This is a genomic window from Micromonospora sp. WMMD714 (genome assembly GCF_029581315.1).
GTDB classification, from domain to species: Bacteria; Actinomycetota; Actinomycetes; order Mycobacteriales; family Micromonosporaceae; genus Micromonospora; species Micromonospora rifamycinica.
In genome coordinates this window covers 5,967,972-5,990,309 of sequence record NZ_CP120744.1, presented here as the reverse complement: position 1 = coordinate 5,990,309, position 22,338 = coordinate 5,967,972, and the positions used below count along the sequence as shown (strand labels likewise).

Here is a 22,338-nt window from a genome sequence, read left to right as displayed (position 1 = left end):
GGCTTGCGAGGAATGGGAGACCTCTGGTGAGTGCGTCGTACGAGAAGGTCGTCGAGGCGTTGCGGCGGTCGGTGGCCGAGGCCGGTGAGCTGAAGAAGCGCAACCGGCAGCTCCTCGGCGCGTCCCGGGAGCCGATCGCCATCGTCGGGATGGCCTGTCGCCTCCCGGGCGGGGTGGCCGGGCCGGCGGACCTGTGGCGGCTGGTGTCCGAGGGCCGGGACGCGGTGTCCGGTTTCCCCACCGACCGGGGCTGGGACCTGGACAACCTGTTCGACCCGGACCCCGACAACTCGGGCACCTCGTACGTCGACCAGGGTGGCTTCCTGCACGAGGCGGGCCTGTTCGACGCCGGGTTCTTCGGCATCTCGCCGCGCGAGGCGCTGGCCATGGACCCGCAGCAGCGGCTGCTGCTGGAGGCCTCCTGGGAGGCGTTCGAGAACGCCGCCGTCGACCCGACCACGCTGAAGGGCACCGACGTCGGCGTGTTCGTCGGCACCGCCCCGCAGGGCTACGGCTCCGGCCCGATCGGGCCGGAGATGCAGAGCTTCGCCGGAACCGGGGTGGCGTCGAGTGTCGCCTCGGGCCGGGTGTCGTACGTGTTCGGGTTCGAGGGGCCCGCGGTGACGGTGGACACCGCCTGCTCGTCGTCGCTGGTGGCGATGCACCTGGCGGCGCAGGCGCTGCGGCAGGGCGAGTGCTCGATGGCGCTGGCCGGCGGCGTGATGGTGATGTCCAGCCCCAACTCCTTCGTCGTGTTCTCCCGGCAGCGGGGGTTGGCGGCGGACGGGCGGTGCAAGGCGTTCGCGGAGGGTGCGGACGGGATGGGGTTGGCGGAGGGGGTGGGGGTGGTGTTGTTGGAGCGGTTGTCGGTGGCGCGGGAGCGTGGGCATCGGGTGTTGGCGGTGTTGCGGGGTTCGGCGGTGAATCAGGATGGTGCGTCGAACGGGTTGACGGCGCCGAATGGTCCGTCGCAGCAGCGGGTGATCCGGGCGGCGTTGGCGAGTGCGGGGTTGGCGGCGTCCGAGGTGGACGTGGTGGAGGGTCACGGCACCGGCACGTCCCTCGGCGATCCGATCGAGGCGCAGGCGCTGCTGGCCACCTACGGCCAGGGCCGGGATCCGCAGCGACCGCTCTGGCTCGGGTCGTTGAAGTCGAACGTCGGTCACGCGCAGGCGGCGGCCGGGGTGGCCAGTGTGATCAAGGTGGTGCAGGCGTTGCGGCACGGGGTGCTGCCGCCCACCCTGCACGTCGACGCGCCCAGCACCGGGGTGGACTGGTCCGAGGGGGCGGTGGAGCTGCTGACCGAGGCCCGTCCGTGGCCGCGTGACGGGCATCCGCGCCGGGTCGGGGTGTCGTCGTTCGGGGTCAGCGGGACCAACGCCCACCTGATCATCGAGGAGGCCCCCGACGAGGAGCCGGCTGGCGAGCCGCCGGCGTCCGGGGTGCTGCCGTTGGTGGTGACGGCGCGCGGCGCGGGGGCGCTGGCCGGTCAGGCGGAGCGGCTGGCCGGGTTCCTCGCCACGGCCAGGCCGCCGCTCGGGGAGGTGGCCGCCACGTTGGTCGCCGGCCGGGCGGTGTTCGACGACCGCGCCGTCGTGGTGGCGGAGTCGACCGAGGAGGCGGTGACCAGGCTCGGTGCCCTCGCCCGCGGGGAGGACGCCGCCGGGGTGGTGACCGGCGGGGCCCGCGCCCCCGGGAAGCTGGTCTGGGTCTTCCCGGGTCAGGGCTCGCAGTGGACCGGGATGGGCCGGGAAATGCTGGACTCCTCGCCGGTGTTCGCCGCCCGGATCGCCGAGTGCGCGACCGCCCTGGCACCGTGGATCGACTGGTCGCTGGAGGAGGTGCTGCGCGGCGAGGCCGACCCCGAGCTGGCCGCCCGGGTCGACGTGCTCCAGCCGGCCAGCTTCGCGGTGATGGTCGGCCTGGCCGCGGTGTGGACGTCGGTCGGCGTACGACCCGACGCCGTGCTGGGCCACTCGCAGGGCGAGATCGCGGCGGCCTGCGTGGCGGGGGCGCTGTCCCTCGACGACGCCGCCCGGGTGGTGGCGCTGCGCAGCCGGGCCATCGCCGCCACGCTGTCCGGAAAGGGCGGCATGGCGACGGTGGCGCTGAGCGAGGACGACGCGCTCGCCCGGCTGGCGCCGTGGGCCGACCGGGTCGAGGTGGCGGCGGTGAACGGCCCGACGTCGGTGGTGGTCGCCGGGGACGCCGAGGCGCTGGACGAGGCGCTGGAGTCGCTGGCGGGCCAGGACGTCGGGGTACGGCGGGTGGCGGTGGACTACGCCTCGCACTCGCGGCACGTGGCGGACATCGAGGACACGCTGGCCGGGGCGCTGGCCGGGATCACCGCGCAGGCGCCGACGGTGCCGTTCCGGTCGACCGTGACCGGCGAGTGGATCACCGACGCCGGGGTGCTCGACGGCGGGTACTGGTACCGCAACCTGCGCCACCAGGTCCGGTTCGCCCCGGCGGTGGCGGACCTGCTCGACCGGCAGTTCCGGATCTTCCTGGAGGTCAGCTCCCACCCGGTGCTGGTCCAGCCGGTCAACGAGCTGGTGGACGACGCGGACGTGCTGGTCACCGGCTCGCTGCGCCGTGACGACGGTGGCCCGCGCCGGATGCTCGTCTCGCTGGCCGAGCTGTTCGTCCGGGGCGTGCCGGTGGACTGGACCCGGTGGCTGCCGGCCGGGGCGACGTCGGCCCGGGTGGAGCTGCCCCCCTACGCCTTCGACCACCGGCACTACTGGCTCCGGTCGGCCGACACGGCGACCGACGCGACGGCGCTGGGCCAGGCCACGACGGACCACCCGCTGCTGGGCGCGGTGGTGCGGCTGCCCCAGTCCGACGGGGTGGTCCTCACCACGCAGCTTTCGGTGCGGTCGCATCCCTGGCTGGGCGACCACGCCATCGGCGGGGTGGTGCTCTTCCCCGGCACCGGCCTGGTGGAGCTGGCCCTGCGGGCCGGCGACGAGGTGGGCTGCCCGGTGCTGGACGAGCTCGTCACGGAGACACCGCTGGTGGTGCCGGAACACGGCGGCGTGCGGGTCCAGGTCGCGGTGGGCGGACCGGACGACAACGGCGTACGCCAGGTGGACGTGTACTCGCTGCGCGACGACACCGCCGACGGGTGGACCCGGCACGCCACCGGCACGCTGTCGGCGCGGTCGGGTGACACCGGCGACCGGTTCGACTTCACCGCGTGGCCGCCCCCGGGCGCGCAGCGGGTCGAGGTCGGCGACTTCTACGCCGACCTGGTGGAACGGGGTTACGGCTACGGACCGGCGTTCCAGGGGGTGCGGACGGTGTGGCGGCGCGGCGACGAGGTGTTCGCCGACGTCGCCCTGCCCGAGGAGCACCGCGCCGAGGCCGCCGGGTACGGCCTGCACCCGGCGCTGCTGGACGCCGCCCTGCAGACCGGCACCGTCGCCGCCGCGGCGGCCGGGCCGGCCGAGCAACCCGGGCGGTCGGTGATGCCGTTCGCCTGGAACGGGCTGGTGCTGCACGCCGTGGGCGCGTCGGCGCTGCGGGTCCGGGTCACCACCGGTGGACCGGACACGATGGTCGTCGAGGCCGCCGACCAGACCGGCGGGCCGGTCCTGACGATGGACTCGCTGGTGTTGCGCGCGGTGGCCACCGGGCAGGTGGATCCGGCCGGGACCGACGCGCTGTTCCAGGTCGACTGGACCGAGCTGCCCCCGGCCGGCGGACGCCCGTCGCCGTCCTGGGTGGCGGTGGACGGCCCCGACGACGTGGCCGCCCTGACCGACCCGCCCGCGGCGGTGGTGTTGACGGCGGTCGGTGCCGGCGACGCGCTGGCCGTGACGTCGCGGGTCCTGGCGGTCGTGCAGGCCTGGCTGGCCGCGGGCGAGCGGGACGAGTCGAGGCTGGTGGTGGCCACCCGGGGCGCGATGCCCGCCGGGGACGGCACGGTGACCGATCCGGCCGCCTCGGCGGTGTGGGGTCTGGTGCGGGCCGCCCAGGTGGAGAACCCGGACCGGATCGTGCTGCTGGACGGCGATCCGGCCGCCGCCGACGGCCCGGAGGCGGTGCTGGGCGCGGTGCTGGCCAGCGGTGAGCCGCAGGTGGCGGTGCGGGGGACCACCCTGTCCGTGCCGCGTCTCGCCCGGGTCACCCCGGACCCGGACGTCGCGTCCGGGTTCGGTCCGGAGTCGACGGTGCTGATCTCGGGGGCCGGCACGTTGGGCGCGCTCGCGGCCCGGCACCTGGTCGGCCGGCACGGGGTACGGCGGCTGGTGCTGGCCAGCCGTCGGGGCCGCGCCGCCGACGGGGTGGCCGAGCTGGTCACCGAGCTGACCGCGCAGGGCGCCGAGGTGTCGGTGTGGGCCGGTGACCTGTCCGACCGGGAGCAGGTCGCCGCCCTGCTGGCGGGGGAGCGGCCGACCGCGATCGTGCACACGGCGGGGGTGTTCGACGCCGGCGTCGTCGGGGCGTTGACCCCGGAGAAGCTGGCCCGGGTGTTCGCCCCGAAGGTCGACGCGGTGCGGCACCTGGACGAGTTGAGCCGTGACCTCGCCCTCGACGCGTTCGTGGCCTACTCGTCCGCCTCGTCGATCTTCATGGGTGCGGGCAGTGGCGGCTACGCGGCGGCCAACGCGTACCTGGACGGCCTGATGACCCAGCGACGGGCGGCGGGCCTGCCCGGCTTGTCGCTGGCCTGGGGGCCGTGGCAGCAGCTCACCGGGATGGCGGACACCATCGACCAGGTCACCCTGGACCGGATGAGCCGGCGGGAGGGGCGCGGTGGGGTCCGTGGCCTCGGGTCCGTGGACGGCATGGAGCTGTTCGACGCCGCCCTGGCCTGCGGTCCGGGCCTGCTGGTGCCGGTCCGGCTGGACCTGCGGGAGGTACGGGCCGACGCCCTCGCCGGTGGCGGCGTGCCGCACCTGCTGCGTGGCCTGGTCCGGACGGGCCGGCAGTCCGCGCGGGCCGCGACCGGCGGGGACGGTGGGCTGGCCCGCCGGCTCGCCGGGCTCACCCCGGCCGAGCAGGAGGCGCTGCTGTTGGACGTGGTACGGACCCAGGTCGCCGTGGTGCTCGGGCACGCCGAGGCGGGCGCGGTGCGGCCGGACGCGGCGTTCAAGGACGCCGGGTTCGACTCGCTGACCTCGGTGGAGCTGCGTAACCGGCTGCGCGAGGCGACCGGGCTGAAGCTGCCGGCGACGCTGGTCTTCGACTACCCGAACGCGCAGGCCCTGGCCCGGCACCTGCGCGGGGAGATCGCCGTCGAGGAGGTGTCGCCGGTCGACTCCGTGCTGGCCGGTCTCGACGGCCTGGCCCCGGCGATCGGTGCCGTCGCCGGGGACGGGCAGGCCCGCGACCGGATCACCGCCCGCCTGCGGGAGCTGCTGAACGCGGCCGAGGCGGCGGCCGATCCCGGCCCCTCCGACGACGACCTCGACACCGCCAGCGACGAGGAGCTCTTCGCGCTCGTCGACCGCTTCGCCTGACCACCGCACCACCGCAGACCGGCAATCGGACACACGGACATCCCGGGGAGCTGACTTTCCATGGCTGACGAGGTACAACTCCGCGACTACCTCAGGAGGGCCATCGGTGACGCCCGCGACGCCCGCAGGCGGCTGCGCGAGGTCGAGGACCAGGCCCGGGAGCCGATCGCGATCGTCGGGATGGCCTGCCGGTATCCGGGCGGGGTGACCTCGCCCGAGGAGCTGTGGCGGGTGGTGGCCGACGGGGTCGACGCGGTCGCCGGCTTCCCCACCGACCGGGGCTGGGACCTCGACGCCCTGTTCGACCCCGATCCGGACCGGCCGGGCACGTCGTACACGAGCCGGGGCGGTTTCCTCGACGGCGCGGGCCGGTTCGACGCCGGGTTCTTCGGGATCTCCCCGCGGGAGGCGCTGGCGATGGACCCCCAGCAGCGGCTGCTGCTGGAGACCTCCTGGGAGGCGATGGAACGGGCGGGCGTCGACCCGTGGTCCTGGCGCGGCAGCGACGTCGGGGTGTTCACCGGGCTGTCCAGTCAGGGCTACGGGGCCGGCTCGGGTCGCCCGGTCGCACCGGAGCTGGAGGGCTTCGCCGGTACGGGTGCCGCGCCGTGCATCGCGACCGGCCGGGTGTCCTACGTGTTCGGGTTCGAGGGGCCCGCGGTCACGGTGGACACCGGCTGCTCGTCGTCGCTGGTGGCGATGCACCTGGCCGTGCAGGCGCTGCGGCAGGGCGAGTGCTCGGCGGCGCTGGCCGGCGGGGCGATGGTGATGGCCCAGCCGGGTTCCTTCCTGTCCTTCTCCCGGCAGCGGGGGTTGGCGGCGGACGGGCGGTGCAAGGCGTTCGCGGAGGGTGCGGACGGGATGGGGTTGGCGGAGGGGGTGGGGGTGGTGTTGTTGGAGCGGTTGTCGGTGGCGCGGGAGCGTGGGCATCGGGTGTTGGCGGTGTTGCGGGGTTCGGCGGTGAATCAGGATGGTGCGTCGAACGGGTTGACGGCGCCGAATGGTCCGTCGCAGCAGCGGGTGATCCGGGCGGCGTTGGCGAGTGCGGGGTTGGCGGCGTCCGAGGTGGACGTGGTGGAGGGTCACGGCACCGGCACGGTGCTGGGTGATCCGATCGAGGCGCAGGCGTTGCTGGCCACCTACGGCCAGGGCCGGGATCCGCAGCAGCCGTTGTGGCTGGGCTCGGTGAAGTCGAACATCGGGCACACCCAGGCGGCGGCCGGGGTGGCCGGCGTGATCAAGATGGTGCAGGCGTTGCGGCACGGCGTGTTGCCGCCCACCCTGCACGTGCAGCAGCCGAGCACCGAGGTCGACTGGTCGGCGGGCGCGGTGGAGCTGCTGACCGAGGCCCGTCCGTGGCCGCGCGGCGACCGGCCGCGCCGCGCCGGGGTGTCGTCCTTCGGGATCAGCGGGACCAACGCCCACCTGATCATCGAGGAGGCGCCGGAGGAGGCCGCCGAGGCGTCCGACGCGGAGCTGCCGGTGTCGGGCGCGGAGACGCCGGCTGCCGTCGCGGAGACGCCGACGATCGTCGCGGCGACGCCCGCGCCCGGCGTGGTGCCGCTGGTGGTGACAGCCCGCACCGCCGGGTCGTTGGCCGGGCAGGCCGCCCGGCTCGGGGCGTACCTGGAGTCGTCCCCGGTGCCGCTGGCGGAGGTGGCCGGCGCGTTGGTCACGGACCGGACCCGGTGGGACGAACGCGCCGTGGTGGTCGCCGGCACGGTCGGGGAGGCCTCGGCCGGGTTGGCCGCGCTGGCCCGGGGCGAGACCGCCGCCGGCGTGCTGACCGGTTCGGGGTCGGCGGGCAAGGTCGTGTGGGTGTTCCCCGGGCAGGGAACCCAGTGGGTCGGGATGGGCCGGGAGCTGCTCGACACGTCCCCCGTCTTCGCCGCCCGGATTGCCGAGGTCGACGCCGCGCTGACGCCGTGGATCGACTGGTCGCTGGTCGACGTGCTGCGTGGTGACGTCGATCCGGGGCTGGCCGACCGGGTCGACGTGCTCCAGCCGGCCAGCTTCGCGGTGATGCTGGGGCTGGCGGCGGTGTGGACCTCGGTGGGCGTGGTGCCCGACGCGGTGGTCGGCCACTCGCAGGGCGAGATCGCGGCGGCCTGCGTGGCGGGGGCGCTGTCCCTCGACGACGCGGCCCGGGTGGTGGCGCTGCGCAGCCAGGCCATCGCCGCGAAGCTGTCCGGCCGGGGTGGGATGGCCTCGGTCGCGCTGGCCGAGGAGGACGCCCTCGACCGGTTGCGGCCCTGGGCGGACCGGGTCGAGGTGGCGGCGGTGAACAGCCCCACGTCGCTGGTGATCGCCGGGGACGCCGAGGCGTTGGACGAGGCGCTGGCGGCGTTGGCCGGGCAGGAGGTCCGGGTACGGCGGGTGGCGGTGGACTACGCCTCGCACAGCCGGCACGTGGAGGACATCCGCGACGCCCTCGCCGACATGCTGGCCCCGATCACCGCCCGGGCCCCGGTGGTGCCGTTCCGCTCGACGGTGACCGGCAGCTGGATCCGCGACGCCGGGGTGGTGGACGGTGGCTACTGGTACGAGAACCTGCGCCGGCAGGTGGGGTTCGGGCCGGCGGTGGCCGACCTGGTGGAGCAGGGGTACCGGGTGTTCGTCGAGGTGAGCGCCCACCCGGTGCTGGTCCAGCCGATCAGCGAGACCGTCGACGACGCCGACGTCGTGGTGACCGGGACGCTGCGTCGTGACGACGGCGGCCCGCGCCGGTTGCTGACCTCCATGGCCGAGGTGTTCGTCCACGGTGTCCCGGTCGACTGGCACGGCATCCTGCCCCCCGCCACCGGGCACCTCGACCTGCCGACCTACGCCTTCGACCACGAGCACTTCTGGCTCCGTTCCGAGGAGGCCGCGACCGACGCGGCGTCGCTCGGCCAGTGGCCGACGGAGCATCCGCTGCTCGGGGCGACCGTCGCGCTGCCCGGGTCCGACGGCCGGGTGTTCACCGCGTGGCTGTCGCTGCGCGCCCACCCCTGGCTCGCCGACCACGGCGTGGACGGGGTGCCGGTGCTGCCCGGCAGCGCGTTGGTGGAGTTCGCGGTGCGGGCCGGCGACGAGGTGGGCTGCCCGACGCTCGACCGGCTGGTGACCGAAGCGCCGCTGGTGCTGCCCGAGGAGGGCGGGGTCCGGGTGCAGGTGACAGTGGGCGGGCCGGCGGACGACGGCACCCGCACGGTCGAGGTGCACGCGCTGCCCGACGGGGTGGACGACGGCTGGACCCGGCACGCCCGGGGCACGCTCTCCGCCGGATCCCCACCGGACCCGGGGTTCGACTTCACCGCGTGGCCGCCGGCCGGTGCCCAGCAGGTCGACCCGGCCGACCGCTACGCCGAGCTGGCCGCCCGGGGGTACGCCTACGGTCCCGCGTTCCAGGGGCTGCGCGCGGTGTGGGAGCGCGGCGACGAGGTGTTCGCCGAGGTCGCCCTGCCGGACGACGTGGGTACGGACGCCGACGGTTTCGGGATCCATCCGGCGCTGCTGGACGCGGCCCTGCACGCGGCCCCGCCCACCCCGGGGGACGGGTCGGACGGGCCGTGGCTGCCGGCGGACTGGACCGGGCTGGCCCTGCACGCGGCCGGTGCCCCGGCACTGCGGGTCCGGCTGGTGCCCGGCGCGGACGGCGACGTCGCGCTGGCGGCGGCCGACGGGACCGGCAGCCCGGTGCTGACGGTCGGGTCGGTGGCGTTCAGGCCGGTCCCCGTCGCGGGGCCGGCCGCCGCGACGCCGACGCGGGACGCGTTGTTCCGGGTGAAGTGGACCCGACTGCCCGCCACGACGGAGCCGGCCGGGCCCCGACCCGACGTCGAGGTGCTGGAGGTGGCCGGCGGTGCCGACGCCCTCGCCGTGACCGCGCAGGCGTTGGCCGCGCTCCAGGACCGGCTCGCCCGCACGGAGCAGCCGCGGCTGCTGGTGGTGGTGCGGGGGGCGGCACCGGTCGGCGACGGGGCGGTGGTCGATCCGACCGCGGCGGCGGTGTGGGGCCTGGTGCGTTCCGCCCAGGCGGAGAACCCGGACCGGATCGTCCTGCTCGACCCGGACGCCGACGGTGCCGTGGACGAGGTGCTGGGCGCGGTGCTGGCCAGCGGGGAGCCGGAGGTCGCCGTCCGCGCGGGGGCGCTCTTCGTCCCGCGCCTGGCCCGGGTCGACGCGCCCGTGCCGGAGACCCCCGCCGGATTCGGTCCGGACGCGACGGTGCTGGTGTCCGGCGCGGGTGTGCTCGGGGTGTTGACGGCCCGGCACCTGGTGTACCGGCACGGCGTCCGACGGCTGGTGCTGGCCAGCCGGCGCGGACCGGACGCCGAGGGCATGGCCGACCTGGTCGCCGAGCTGACCGGGCAGGGCGCCGAGGTGACGGTGGTCGCCGGTGACCTGTCCCGCCGCGACGACGTGGCGGCCCTGCTGGCGCGACACCGCCCGACCGGGGTGGTGCACACGGCGGGGGTGCTGGACGACGGGGTGATCGAGGCGTTGACCCCGCAGCGGCTGGCCCGGGTGTTCGCCCCCAAGGTGGACGCCGTACGGCATCTCGACGAGCTGACCCGGGACCTGGACCTCGACGCGTTCGTGGTCTTCTCCTCCGGTTCGGGGGTGTTCGGCTCCCCCGGCCAGGGCAACTACGCGGCGGCGAACGCCTTCCTGGACGCCGCGATGGCGAACCGCCGGGCCGCCGGCCTGCCCGGGGTGTCGCTGGCGTGGGGCCTGTGGGAGCAGGCCACCGGCATGACCGCGCACCTCGGCGGGGCGGACCAGGCCCGGATGAGCCGGGGCGGCGTACGGCCGATCACCGCGGCGGAGGGCGTCGACCTGTTCGACGCCGCGCTGGCGGCCGGGCCGGCGCTGCTGGTGCCGGTCAAGCTCGACCTGCGGCAGTTGCGCGCCGGCGGGGTGGTGCCCCACCTGCTGCGTGCCCTGGTGAAGCCCGCCCGGCAGCAGGCGCGGCGCGCGGCCGGCGGCGACGGCGGGTGGGCTCAGCGGCTCGCCGGACGCTCCCCGGCGGAGCAGGAGGCGCTGCTGCTCGATCTGGTGCGGGCACAGGTGGCGGTGGTGCTCGGCTACTCCGGTGCGGCGGCCGTCCGGGCGGACGGCGCGTTCAAGGACGCCGGCTTCGACTCGCTGACCTCGGTGGAGCTGCGCAACCGGCTGCGCGAGGCGACCGGCCTGAAGCTGCCGGCCACGATGGCCTTCGACTATCCCACCCCGGCCGCCCTGGCCCGGCACCTGCGCGACGAGCTGGGCACCGGCGGTGACGCGCTGACCCAGGTCACCACCCGGATCGAGGAGGTCGAGTCGCTGATCGGCGACCTGGCGCTCGACGAGTCCGCCCGCTCCGCGCTCACCCTCCGCCTCCAGGGCCTGGTCGCCAGGTTCGCCGGGGTGCGCGAGCAGGGCGGGGCCGCCTCGGTGGCGGAGCAGCTCGAATCCGCCAGCGCCGACGACGTCCTCGACTTCATCGACGCGGAACTCGGACTCACCTGACCTCGGTGCGCGACGCCGGACCCCATCGACACCTTCGTGAGGACATGACGAGAATGGCCACCGACGAGAAACTCCTCCAGTACCTCAAGCGCGTCACGGCCGAGCTGCACACCCTGCGGCAGCGGGGTTCGGGGCACGCCGACGAGCCGTTGGCCGTGGTGGGCATGGCGTGCCGGTTCCCGGGTGGCGTGGCCTCGCCGGAGGACCTGTGGCGGCTGGTCGTCGACGGGGTGGACGCCCTCTCCGACTTCCCCGAGGACCGGGGCTGGCCCCTGGAGGGGCTGTTCGACCCGGATCCGGACGCTCCCGGCACCTCGTACACCAGCCAGGGTGGCTTCCTGACGGGCGCGGGGCAGTTCGACGCGGGCCTGTTCGGGATCTCCCCGCGGGAGGCGCTGGCGATGGATCCGCAGCACCGGCTGCTGCTGGAGACGTCGTGGGAGGCGCTGGAGGACGCCGGGGTCGACCCGACGTCGATGCACGGCACCGACGTCGGGGTGTTCTCCGGGGTGTTCACCCAGGGCTACGGGGCCGGGTCGATCACGCCGGAGCTGGAGGCCTTCGCCGGCACCGGGTCGGCGTCGAGCGTGGCGTCCGGCCGGGTGTCGTACACCTTCGGGTTCGAGGGGCCGGCGGTCACCATCGACACCGCCTGTTCGTCGTCGCTGGTGGCGATCCACCTGGCCGCGCAGTCGCTGCGGCTGGGGGAGTGCTCGATGGCGTTGGCCGGTGGCGCGACGGTGATGCCGACCCCGGGCACGTTCGTGGCGTTCTCCCGGCAGCGGGTGCTCGCCGCCGACGGCCGGAGCAAGGCGTTCGCCGCCGCCGCGGACGGCACCGGCTGGTCCGAGGGCGTCGGCGTGCTGGTGCTGGAGCGGCTGTCGGTGGCCCGGGAGCGCGGGCACCGGGTGCTGGCGGTGCTGCGCGGCAGCGCGGTGAACCAGGACGGCGCGTCCAACGGGTTGACCGCGCCGAACGGGCCGTCGCAGCAGCGGGTGATCCGTAAGGCGCTGGCCGGGGCCGGGCTGACCCCGGCCGAGGTGGACGCCGTGGAGGCGCACGGCACGGGCACCGCGCTGGGTGACCCGATCGAGGCGCAGGCGCTCATCGCGACCTACGGTCAGGGCCGCCGGCCGGGCCGCCCGCTGTGGCTCGGCTCGATCAAGTCCAACATCGGCCACACCCAGGCGGCGGCGGGCGTGGCCGGGGTGATCAAGATGGTGCAGGCGCTGCGGCACGGGGTGCTGCCGCCCACGCTGCACGTGGACGAGCCGACCCCGCAGGTCGACTGGTCGGCGGGCGCCGTCGAGCTGCTGACCGGGGTACGCGAGTGGCCGCGCGACGGCCACCCGCGGCGGGCCGGGGTCTCCGCCTTCGGGATCAGCGGGACCAACGCGCACGTGATCCTCGAAGAGGCTCCGGCCGCCGACCCCGTGCCGGCTCCGGCCACTGACGCCGTGCCGGCTCCGGCCGCCGATGCCGTGCCGGCTCCGGCCACTGACGCCGTGCCGGCGCAGCCCGCCGGGCTGGTGCCGCTGGTGGTGTCGGCCCACAGCGCCGCCTCGCTGGCGGCGCAGGCGGGCCGGCTGGCCTCCTTCCTCACCGGCACCACGCTGCCGCTGGCCCGGGTGGCGGGGGCGGTGCTGACCGAACGGGCGGTGCTGGCCGAACGCGCCGTGGTGGTGGCGGAGACGACCGGGCAGGCGGTGGCCGCGCTGGCTGCGCTGGCCGGCGGCGAGGCCGTTCCCGAGGTGGTCACCGGCTCGGGTCCGGCCGGCCGGGTCGTGCTGGTCTTCCCGGGTCAGGGCTCGCAGCGGGCCGGCATGGGCGGCGAGTTGTACGACCGGTACCCGGTCTTCGCGCAGGCGCTGGACGAGGTCTGCGCGCACCTGGACGCCGAACTGGCCGGCTGGACCGACCACCCGGTGCGCGAGGTGGTGCTGGGCCGGCTGCCGCGCAGCGGTGACCTGCTGAACCAGACGGTGTTCACCCAGGCCGGCCTGTTCGCGGTGGAGAGCGCGCTGTTCCGGCTGGTGGAGTCGTGGGGGGTGCGGCCGGACCTGGTGATCGGGCACTCGATCGGCGAGATCACCGCCGCGTACGCCGCCGGGGTGCTGTCGCTGGCCGACGCGGCCCGGGTGGTCGCGGCGCGCGGCCGGCTCATGCAGGCGCTGCCGCCGGACGGGGCGATGGTCGCGGTGGCCGCGGGAGAGGCCGAGGTCGCCGACCTCCTCGACGGGCGGGTGGAGCTCGCCGCGGTGAACGGCCCGTCCTCCGTGGTGCTCTCCGGCGACCACGACGTCACCCTCGCGGCGGCGGACCGGCTGCGCGAGCGGGGCTACAAGGCGAAGCAGCTGGTGGTCTCGCACGCCTTCCACGCGCACCAGATGGAACCGATGCTGGCCGGGTTCGCCGCGGCGCTGGCCGGGGTGTCGTGGCGTCCGCCGACCATCCCGGTGGTGTCGAACGTGACCGGCCGGCTCGCGGAGCCGGGCGAGCTCGCCGACCCGGGGTACTGGGCGGCGCACGTACGCCGGCCGGTCCGGTTCGCCGACGGGATCGCCGCCGCGGTGGCGCAGGGCGGGGACCTGTTCGTCGAACTCGGGCCGGGCGCGGCGCTGACCGCGATGGTCGCGGAGACCGCCGCCGCGCTGGACGCCGAGGTCAGGTGCGTCCCGGCGCTGCGCGACGGCCGCCCCGAGGACCGGACGCTGCTGACCGCGCTGGCCGAGTTGTTCGTCCGGGGCGTCCCGGTCGACTGGACCCCGCTGCTGCCGCCGGTGGCGGGGCACGTCGACCTGCCGACGTACGCCTTCGACCGGCGGAACTACTGGCTGCCGCCGGGCGGGTCCGGGGCGGACGCGACGTCGCTGGGGCAGTCCGCCGTCGACCATCCGCTGCTGGGCGCGGTGGTGCGCCTGCCGCAGTCCGACGGGCTGGTCTTCACCTCGCTGCTGTCGCTGCGGTCGCATCCCTGGCTGGCCGACCACGCGATCGGCGGCCGGGTGCTGGTGGCCGGGACCGGGCTGGTCGAGTTGGCGGTCCGCGCGGGCGACGAGGTCGGCTGCGGGGTGCTCGACGAACTCGTCATCTCCACGCCGATGCTCGTCCCGGAGCGTGGCGGGGTGCGGGTGCTGGTGGCCGTCGGAGCCGCCGGCGAGAACGGCACCCGCTCGGTGGACGTGTACTCGCTGCGCGACGACGACGAGGACGAGTGGACCCGGCACGCCACCGGCCTGCTGTCGGACGGGCCGGCGGCGCGGAGTTCCGGGTTCGACTTCACCGCCTGGCCGCCGCCGGGCGCGCAGCCGGTCGAGGCGGCCGGTCTCTACGCCGACCTGGCCGAGCGGGGCTACGCGTACGGCCCGTCGTTCCAGGGGCTGCGGTCGGTGTGGCGGCGGGGTGACGAGGTGTTCGCCGAGGTCGCGCTCCCGGTGGAGGCGGGCGCCGTGCCGGCCGGCTTCGGCATCCATCCCGGGCTGCTGGACTCCGCCCTGCACGCCGGCATGCTCGGCACCGCGGCGGCCGAGGAGACCGGCCCGCCGGTGCTGCCGTTCGCCTGGAACGGGATGGTGCTGCACGCCGCCGGTGCGTCGGCGCTGCGGGTGCGGATCGCCCCCGCCGGCCCGGGGGCCATCACGGTGGAGGCGGCGGACCCCACCGGCGCCCCGGTGGTGTCGGTGGACTCACTGGTGTCCCGGCCGGTCGCCGTCGACGAGCGGGACACGACCGGCACCCGCGACGCCCTTTTCCGGGTGGAGTGGACCGGGCTGCCGGTGGTCGCCGGGGAACCCGAGCCGTCCTGGGCGGCGGTGGCGACCGTCGACGACGTGACCGCGCTGACCGACGATCCGCCCGCGGTGGCGGTGTTCGAGGCGGTCGGCGCGGACGACCCGCTGGCGGTGACCGCGCGGGCGCTGGACGTCCTCCAGGTGTGGCTCGACAGCGGCCCGCAGGACGCGCGGCTGGTGGTGGTGACCCGGGGCGCGGTGCCCGCCGGTGACGGCGGGGTGGCCGACGCCGCCGCGGCGGCGGTCTGGGGGCTGGCGCGGTCGGCGCAGGCCGAGAACCCGGACCGGATCGTGCTGCTGGACCTCGACGCCGACGGCGCCGTCGGCCCGGTGCTGGGACCGGTGCTGGCGTCGGGGGAGCCCCAGGTCGCGGTGCGGGGCACCGCGTTCTCGGCGCCCCGGCTGGCCCGGGTCGCGGAGCCCGACACCGCCCCGGCCGGGTTCGGCGGGGCGGGGCCGGTCCTGGTCACCGGCGGCACCGGGTCGTTGGGCGCGCTGGTCGCGCGGCATCTGGTGGCCCGGCACGACGTGCGGCGGCTGGTCCTGGTCAGCCGGCGGGGTCCGGCCGCCGACGGTGCCGGGGAGTTGGTCGCCGAGCTGACCGGGCAGGGCGCCCAGGTGGCGGTCGTGGCCGGCGACGTGTCCGACCGCGACCAGGTGGCGGCGCTGCTGGCCGCGCACCGGCCCACGGCGGTGGTGCACACCGCGGGCGTGCTGGACGACGGCGTGCTTCAGGCACTGACCGCCGAACGGTTGGCCACCGTGTTCGCCCCCAAGGTGGACGCGGTCCGGCACCTCGACGAGCTGACCCGGGACCTCGACCTCGACGCGTTCGTGGTGTTCTCGTCCGCGTCCGGGGTGTTCGGCTCCGCCGGGCAGGGCAACTACGCGGCGGCGAACGCCTTCCTGGACGCGGCGGTCGCCCGGCGTCGGGCCGCCGGCCTGCCGGGGGTGTCGCTGGCGTGGGGCCTGTGGGAGCAGACCGACGGGATGACCGCCCACCTGGGCGACGCCGACCAGGCCCGGGCCAGCCGGGGCGGGGTCCTGGCGATCACGCCCGCCGAGGGCATGGCCCTGTTCGACGCCGCCGTCCGCGCCGACCTGGCGCTGCTGGTGCCGGTCAAGCTGGACCTGCGGGCGAGCCGGGCGAAGGTGCCGTACCTGCTGCGTGGCCTGGTCCGGCCGAGCCGCCAGCAGGCGCGTGCGGCGTCGGCCGGGGACCAGGACCTGGTGGGCCGGCTGGCCGGTCTCGACCCGGCGGCGCAGGAGGCGCTGCTGCTGCACCTGGTACGCGGCCAGGTCGCGTTCGTGCTCGGGCACGCCGGCGCGGACGCGGTACGCCCGGACACCGCGTTCAAGGACGCCGGCTTCGACTCGTTGACCTCGGTGGAGCTGCGTAACCGGCTGCGCGAGGCGACCGGGCTGAAGCTGCCGGCGACCCTGGTGTTCGACTACCCGAACCCGGTCGCCCTCGCCCGCTACCTGCACGAGGTGCTGGGCGAGCGGGTGGCTGTCGCCCCCACCCGGGTCGCCACCGTGGCGGACCCGGACGAGCCGATCGCGATCGTGGGCATGGCCTGCCGGCTGCCGGGCGGGGTGTCCAACCCGGACGACCTGTGGCGGCTGGTGCGCGACGGCCGGGAGGGGGTGTCGCCCTTCCCCACCGACCGGGGCTGGGACCTGACGGACCTGTTCCACCCGGATCCCGACAACCGGGGCACCTCCACCACCAGCCGGGGCGGTTTCCTCGCCGACGCCGGCCTGTTCGACGCCGGGTTCTTCGGGATCTCGCCGCGGGAGGCGCTGGCCATGGATCCGCAGCAGCGGCTGCTGCTGGAGGTGTCGTGGGAGGCGCTGGAGGGCGTGGGTGTCGATCCGACCTCGTTGCGGGGCGGCGACGTCGGTGTCTTCACCGGCATCTCCGCCCAGGGCTACGGGATGGGGGTGTCCGCGCCCGAGCTGGAGGGCTTCGCGAGCACGGCGGGGGCGGCCAGTGTGGCGTCCGGCCGGGTGTCGTACGTGTTCGGGTTCGAGGGGCCGGCGGTCACCATCGACACGGCGTGCTCGTCCTCGCTGGTGGCCATGCACCTCGGCGCGCAGGCGCTGCGCCAGGGCGAGTGTTCGATGGCGCTGGCCGGTGGGGCGACGGTGATGGCGACGCCGGGCACCTTCGTGGCGTTCTCCCGCCAGCGTGGCCTGGCCGGGGACGGCCGGTGCAAGTCGTACGCGGACGGCGCGGACGGCACCGGGTGGGCCGAGGGCGCCGGTGTGGTGGTGCTGGAGCGGCTGTCGGTGGCCCGGGAGCGGGGGCACCGGGTGCTGGCGGTGCTGCGGGGCAGTGCGGTCAACCAGGACGGGGCGTCCAACGGGCTGACCGCGCCGAACGGGCCGTCGCAGCAGCGGGTGATCCGCCGGGCGCTGGCCAGTGCGGGTCTCGAACCGGCGGACGTGGACGTCGTGGAGGGGCACGGGACCGGGACGCCGCTGGGGGATCCGATCGAGGTGCAGGCTCTGCTGACCACGTACGGGCGGGACCGGTCGCCGGACCGGCCGCTGTGGCTGGGGTCGATCAAGTCGAACATCGGTCACGCGCAGTCGGCGGCGGGCGTCGCCGGGGTGATCAAGATGGTGCAGGCGCTGCGGCACGGGGTGATCCCGCCGACGTTGCACGTGGACGCCCCCACCTCGCAGGTGGACTGGTCCGGGGGCGGGGTGGAGCTGCTGACCCGGCCCCGGGAGTGGCCGCGTGAGGGGCGTCCGCGCCGGGCGGGGGTGTCGTCGTTCGGGATCAGCGGGACGAACGCGCACCTGATCATCGAGGAGGCGCCGGTCGAGCCGGTCGAACCGTCCGCGCCGGCCGAGCCGGCCGCCCCGGTGGCCGCGGCGACGCCGGACGGCCCGCTGCCGTTGGTGCTGTCGGCGCGCAGCGCCGGCTCGCTGGCCGGGCAGGCCCGCCGGTTGGCCGCCACGGTCGAGGACGCCGCCGGTGTCCCGTTGGCGGCGGTGGCGCGGGCGTTGGTGTCCGGGCGGGCCGTGTTCGGGGAGCGGGCCGTGGTGGTGGCGGGGTCCACCGAGGAGGCCCTCGCCGGTCTGCGGGCGCTGGCGGACGGCGGCAGCGCCCCCGACGTGGTGGTGGGCCGGGTGCCGGCCTCGGGTGTTCCGGGGAAGCTGGTCTGGGTCTTCCCCGGCCAGGGCGCGCAGTGGATGGGCATGGGGCGGGAGCTGCTGGACTCGTCGCCGGTGTTCGCCGAGCGGATCGCCGAGTGTGCGTCGGCGTTGCGGCGGTGGGTCGACTGGTCGCTGCCGGAGGTGTTGCGGGGGGAGTGTGACCCGGCGCTGATGGAGCGGGTGGACGTGCTCCAGCCGGTGAGTTTCGCGGTGATGGTGGGGTTGGCGGCGGTGTGGTCGTCGGTGGGTGTGGTGCCGGATGCGGTGGTGGGTCACTCGCAGGGTGAGATCGCGGCGGCCTGTGTGGCGGGCGCGTTGACCCTGGAGGACGCGGCCCGGGTGGTGGCGCTGCGCAGCCAGGCCATCGCCACGGGCCTCTCCGGTCGCGGCGGCATGGCCTCGGTCTCCCTGGGGGCGGACGAGCTGACCGCCCGGCTCGCGCCGTGGGACGGCCGGGTCGAGGTGGCCGCGGTCAACGGCCCGGGCTCGGTGGTGGTCGCCGGTGAGGCCGGGGCGCTCGACGAGGCGCTCGACGCGTTCGCCGCCGACGGCGTGCGGGTGCGCCGGATCGCGGTGGACTACGCCTCGCACAGCCGCCAGGTGGAACGCATCCGGGACACCCTCGCCGAGGCGTTGGCGGGGATCCGCGCGCAGGCGCCGGTGGTGCCGTTCCTGTCCACGGTGACCGGTGAGTGGGTCTCCGGGGCCGGGGTCGTCGACGGCGGCTACTGGTTCCGCAACCTGCGCCACCAGGTGGGTTTCGGTGCCGCGGTGACCGAGCTGGTCGACCGGGGGCACCGGGTCTTCGTGGAGGTCAGCGCGCACCCGGTGCTGGTCCAGCCGATCGCCGAGAGCACCGACGACGTCGATGCGGTGGTGGTCGGGTCGTTGCGGCGTGGCGAGGGCGGGCAGCGGCGGCTGCTCACCTCGATGGCGGAGTTGTCCGTCCGTGGCGTCCCGGTGGACTGGAGCGCCGTGCTGCCCGTCCCGGCCGCCCGGGTCGACCTGCCGACCTACGCCTTCGACCACCAGCACTACTGGCTGCACGCCAGCGGGGCCGCCACCGACGCCACCTCCCTGGGGCTGGCCGGTGCCGACCATCCGATGCTCGGCGCGGTCGTCCGGCTGCCGCAGTCCGACGGCCTGGTGGTCACCGCACGCCTCTCGCTGGGTTCGCACCCCTGGCTGGCCGACCACGCCGTCCGGGACGTGGTGGTGGTTCCCGGGGCCGGGCTGGTCGAGCTGGCGGTCCGTGCCGGGGACGAGGCCGGCTGTTCGGTGCTCGACGAGTTGGTGATCGAGGCGCCGCTCGTGGTGCCCCGGCAGGGCGCGGTCCGCGTGCAGGTCGCCCTGGGCGGGCCGGGCACTGACGGTGCCCGTACCGTCGAGGTGTTCTCCCAGCGTGAGGACGCCGACGCGGACGGCTGGACGCGGCACGCCAGCGGCGTGCTCGCGGTGGCCGCGCCGCAGGGGCCCGCTGGTGGCTTCGACTTCACCGCCTGGCCGCCCCCCGGTGCGGAGCCGTTGGACATCGCCGACGGCTACCGCCGGCTCGCCGAGGTGGGCTACGGGTACGGCGCGACGTTCCGGGCCGTGCGGGCGGTGTGGCGGCGGGCGGACGAGGTCTTCGCCGAGGTCGCGCTCCCCGAGGAGCACCGTGCGGAGGCGGGCCGGTTCGGAATCCACCCCGCGTTGCTGGACGCGGCCCTGCACTCGACCCTCGTCGGTGCGGCGGTCGCCGCCGACGCGCCGGGTGGCCAGGAGCTGTCGCTGCCGTTCGCGTGGAACGGGCTGCGCCTGCACGCGGCCGGCGCGGCGGTGCTGCGGGTGCGGGTGACCAGCCCCGGGCCGGACGCGATGGCGCTGGAAGCCGCCGACGAGGCCGGTGGCCTGGTGGTGACGATGGAGTCGCTGGTGGGCCGGCCGGTGTCCACGGCCCAGTTGGCGGCGGCGGCGGGCACCGCGCTCGCCGACTCGATGTTCCGGCTGGAGTGGGTCGGGCTGCCGTCACCGCGGGTCGGCTCGACGCCGTCCCGGCTGCCCGTCGCGGACGCGGAGGAGGTGGCCACCCTGGCCGACGAGGTGCTGTCGGGGCGTACGGAAGCTCCGGCGGCGGCGGTCCTGGAGGTGGTCGGCGGCGACGACGTGCTGGGGGCGACCACCCGGGTGCTCGACGCGGTCCAGTGCTGGCTCGACGGTGGCGGGTTCGAGGAGTCGCGGTTGGTGGTCGCCACCCGGGGCGCGGTGCCCGCCGGGGACGGCGCGGTGACCGACCCGACGGGAGCGGCGGTGTGGGGTCTGGTGCGGGCCGCCCAGGCAGAGAACCCCGACCGGATCGTCCTGGTCGACCTCGACCCGGCCGCCGGGGAGCCGACGGATGCGCTGTGGGGTGCGGTGCTGGCCTCCGGCGAGCCCCAGGTCGCGGTGCGCGGCGCGGCGCTGTCGGTGCCGCGCCTCACCCGGGCCGCCGGGGAGGTGCCGGCCGCCGGGGAGGTGTTCGGCCCGGATCCGACGGTGCTGGTCACCGGGGGCACCGGGTCGCTGGGCGCGCTGGCGGCCCGGCACCTGGTCACCCGGCACGGGGTGCGGCGGCTGGTGCTGGCCAGCCGGCGGGGTCCGGCCGCCGAGGGCGCGGCGGAGCTGGTCGCCGAGCTGACCGGGCAGGGTGCCGAGGTGGTGGTGGTGGCCGCGGACCTCGCCGACCGGGACCAGGTGGCCGCCCTGCTGGCGGAGCACCCGCCGACGGCGGTGGTGCACACGGCCGGGGTCGCGGACGCCGGGGTGATCGGGACGATCACGCCGGAGCGGCTGGCGGAGGTGTTCGCGCCGAAGGTGGACGCGGTGCGGCACCTGGACGCGTTGACGCGGGGGCTGCCGTTGACGGCGTTCGTCGTGTACTCGTCGGTGTCGGCGGTGTTCATGGGTGCGGGTAGTGGCAGTTATGCGGCGGCGAACGCGTTCCTGGACGGGTTGATGGCGCAGCGGCGGTCGGTGGGTCTGCCGGGGTTGTCGCTGGCCTGGGGCCTGTGGGAGCAGACCACCGGCGGGATGGCGGCCGGCACCGACGAGCTCGCCAGGTCCCGGATGACCCGGCGCGGCGGGCTGCTGGCGCTGACCCCGCAGGAGGGGATGGAGCTCTTCGACGCCGCCCTCGGGTCGGGGCAGCCGTCGCTGGTGCCCGCGAAGCTGGACCTGCGCGGCGTCCGCGCCGACGCGGCGGCCGGTGGCGCGGTGCCGCACCTGCTGCGTGGGCTGGTGCGGGCGGGCCGGCAGCAGGCGCGGGTCGCGGCCGGCGACGAGGCCGGGCAGCTCTCCGAGCGGCTGGCCGGGCTGCCGGCCGGCGAGCGGGCCGGGGTCCTGCTCGATCTGGTACGGACGCAGGTGGCCGCGGTCCTGGGCTACCGGGCGGGCCACCACGTCGAGGCGGACCAGGGGCTGTTCGAGGTCGGTTTCGACTCGCTCACCGCCATCGAGCTGCGGAACAGGCTGCGCGACCTGACCCACCACCGGATCGCCGCCAATCTCGTCTTCACCCACCCGACACCGGAGCGGATCGCCGCCCACCTGAACGAGCTGATGTACGGCGACCGGGCGGACGCCCCGGCGGCGATCTCCGTCTGAGAGAGGTGACGACGTGTTCGACGTGGACGGCTATCTGCGGCGGATCGGCTGCCCGGGAGCGACCGGGGTGGACCTGGAGACGCTGCGGCTGCTGCAGAAGAGGCACCTGATGGCGATCCCGTACAGCAGTCTCGCCTACGACCTGGCCGACGGGGTGGCCGTGGTCGACCTCGACGAGGACGAGGTGTTCGACCGGAGCATCGCCGACGGGCGGGGCGGCGCGTGCTACCACCTGAACCGCCTGTTCTACCGGCTCCTCGGCGAGCTGGGCTACCGGACGACGCTGCTGGCGGGGAGCACCGCCGAGGGCCGGGCGGCGTTCGGCAGCGACGTCGAGCACATGTTCGTCCGGGTCGCCCTGGACGGTGCCGACTGGCTGGTGGACGTCGGCTACCCGGGGCCGACCTACGTGGAGCCGTTGCGGGTGGGCGGCCCGGTGCAGACCCAGTACGGCAGCCAGTTCCGGCTGGTCGACCAGGAGTCCGGGACCGCGCTGCAACGCCGGGGGGTGGCCACCCGGTGGAGCACCGTCTACACGTTCACCCGGCAACCCCGGCAGTGGAGCGACTGGAAGGAGATGGAGAGCAACTTCCGGGAGATCCTGGCCGATCCGGGGCGGGACGACACCCGGGAGGTGCTGTGCGGCCGGGCCGTGGACGACGGCCAGGTGTTCCTGCGGCAGCGCCGGTACCTGACCGTCCGCAACGGCCGTGAGCAGGTCCGCACGATCACCGACGACGACGAGCACCGGGTGCTGCTGTCCCGCATCCTCGCCGGCGACCTCGACTGAGCCCGAG

General features: G+C 75.8%; 4 protein-coding genes. All 4 read left to right on the top strand.

What is annotated here, in order from left to right; translation table 11 throughout:
• Positions 1 to 26 precede the first annotated feature (26 nt).
• Positions 27 to 5,468, top strand: a complete 5,442-nt coding sequence (locus O7625_RS25645) for a type I polyketide synthase (protein ID WP_282342237.1) — start codon at positions 27 to 29, stop codon at positions 5,466 to 5,468.
• A 60-nt stretch (positions 5,469 to 5,528) separates the two neighbouring features.
• The gene (locus O7625_RS25640; RefSeq protein ID WP_282342236.1) at positions 5,529 to 10,961 is read left to right on the top strand and encodes a type I polyketide synthase; all 5,433 of its coding nucleotides are present in this window, start codon (positions 5,529 to 5,531) and stop codon (positions 10,959 to 10,961) included.
• A 53-nt stretch (positions 10,962 to 11,014) separates the two neighbouring features.
• A complete protein-coding gene (locus tag O7625_RS25635) occupies positions 11,015 to 21,541 on the top strand; it encodes a type I polyketide synthase (RefSeq protein ID WP_282347089.1) in 10,527 nt (3,508 codons plus the stop codon).
• A 109-nt stretch (positions 21,542 to 21,650) separates the two neighbouring features.
• Entirely contained in the window at positions 21,651 to 22,331 is a 681-nt protein-coding gene (locus O7625_RS25630) for an arylamine N-acetyltransferase (protein ID WP_348774028.1), read from the top strand.
• Positions 22,332 to 22,338: the final 7 nt, after the last annotated feature.

What these genes read in the sequence shown, in the direction of transcription:
- O7625_RS25640 (WP_282342236.1), top strand. Translation starts at nt 5,529, where the DNA reads ATGGCTGACGAGGTACAACTCCGCGACTACCTCAGGAGGGCCATCGGT.
- O7625_RS25635 (WP_282347089.1), top strand. Translation starts at nt 11,015, where the DNA reads ATGGCCACCGACGAGAAACTCCTCCAGTACCTCAAGCGCGTCACGGCC.
- O7625_RS25630 (WP_348774028.1), top strand. Translation starts at nt 21,651, where the DNA reads ATGGCGATCCCGTACAGCAGTCTCGCCTACGACCTGGCCGACGGGGTG.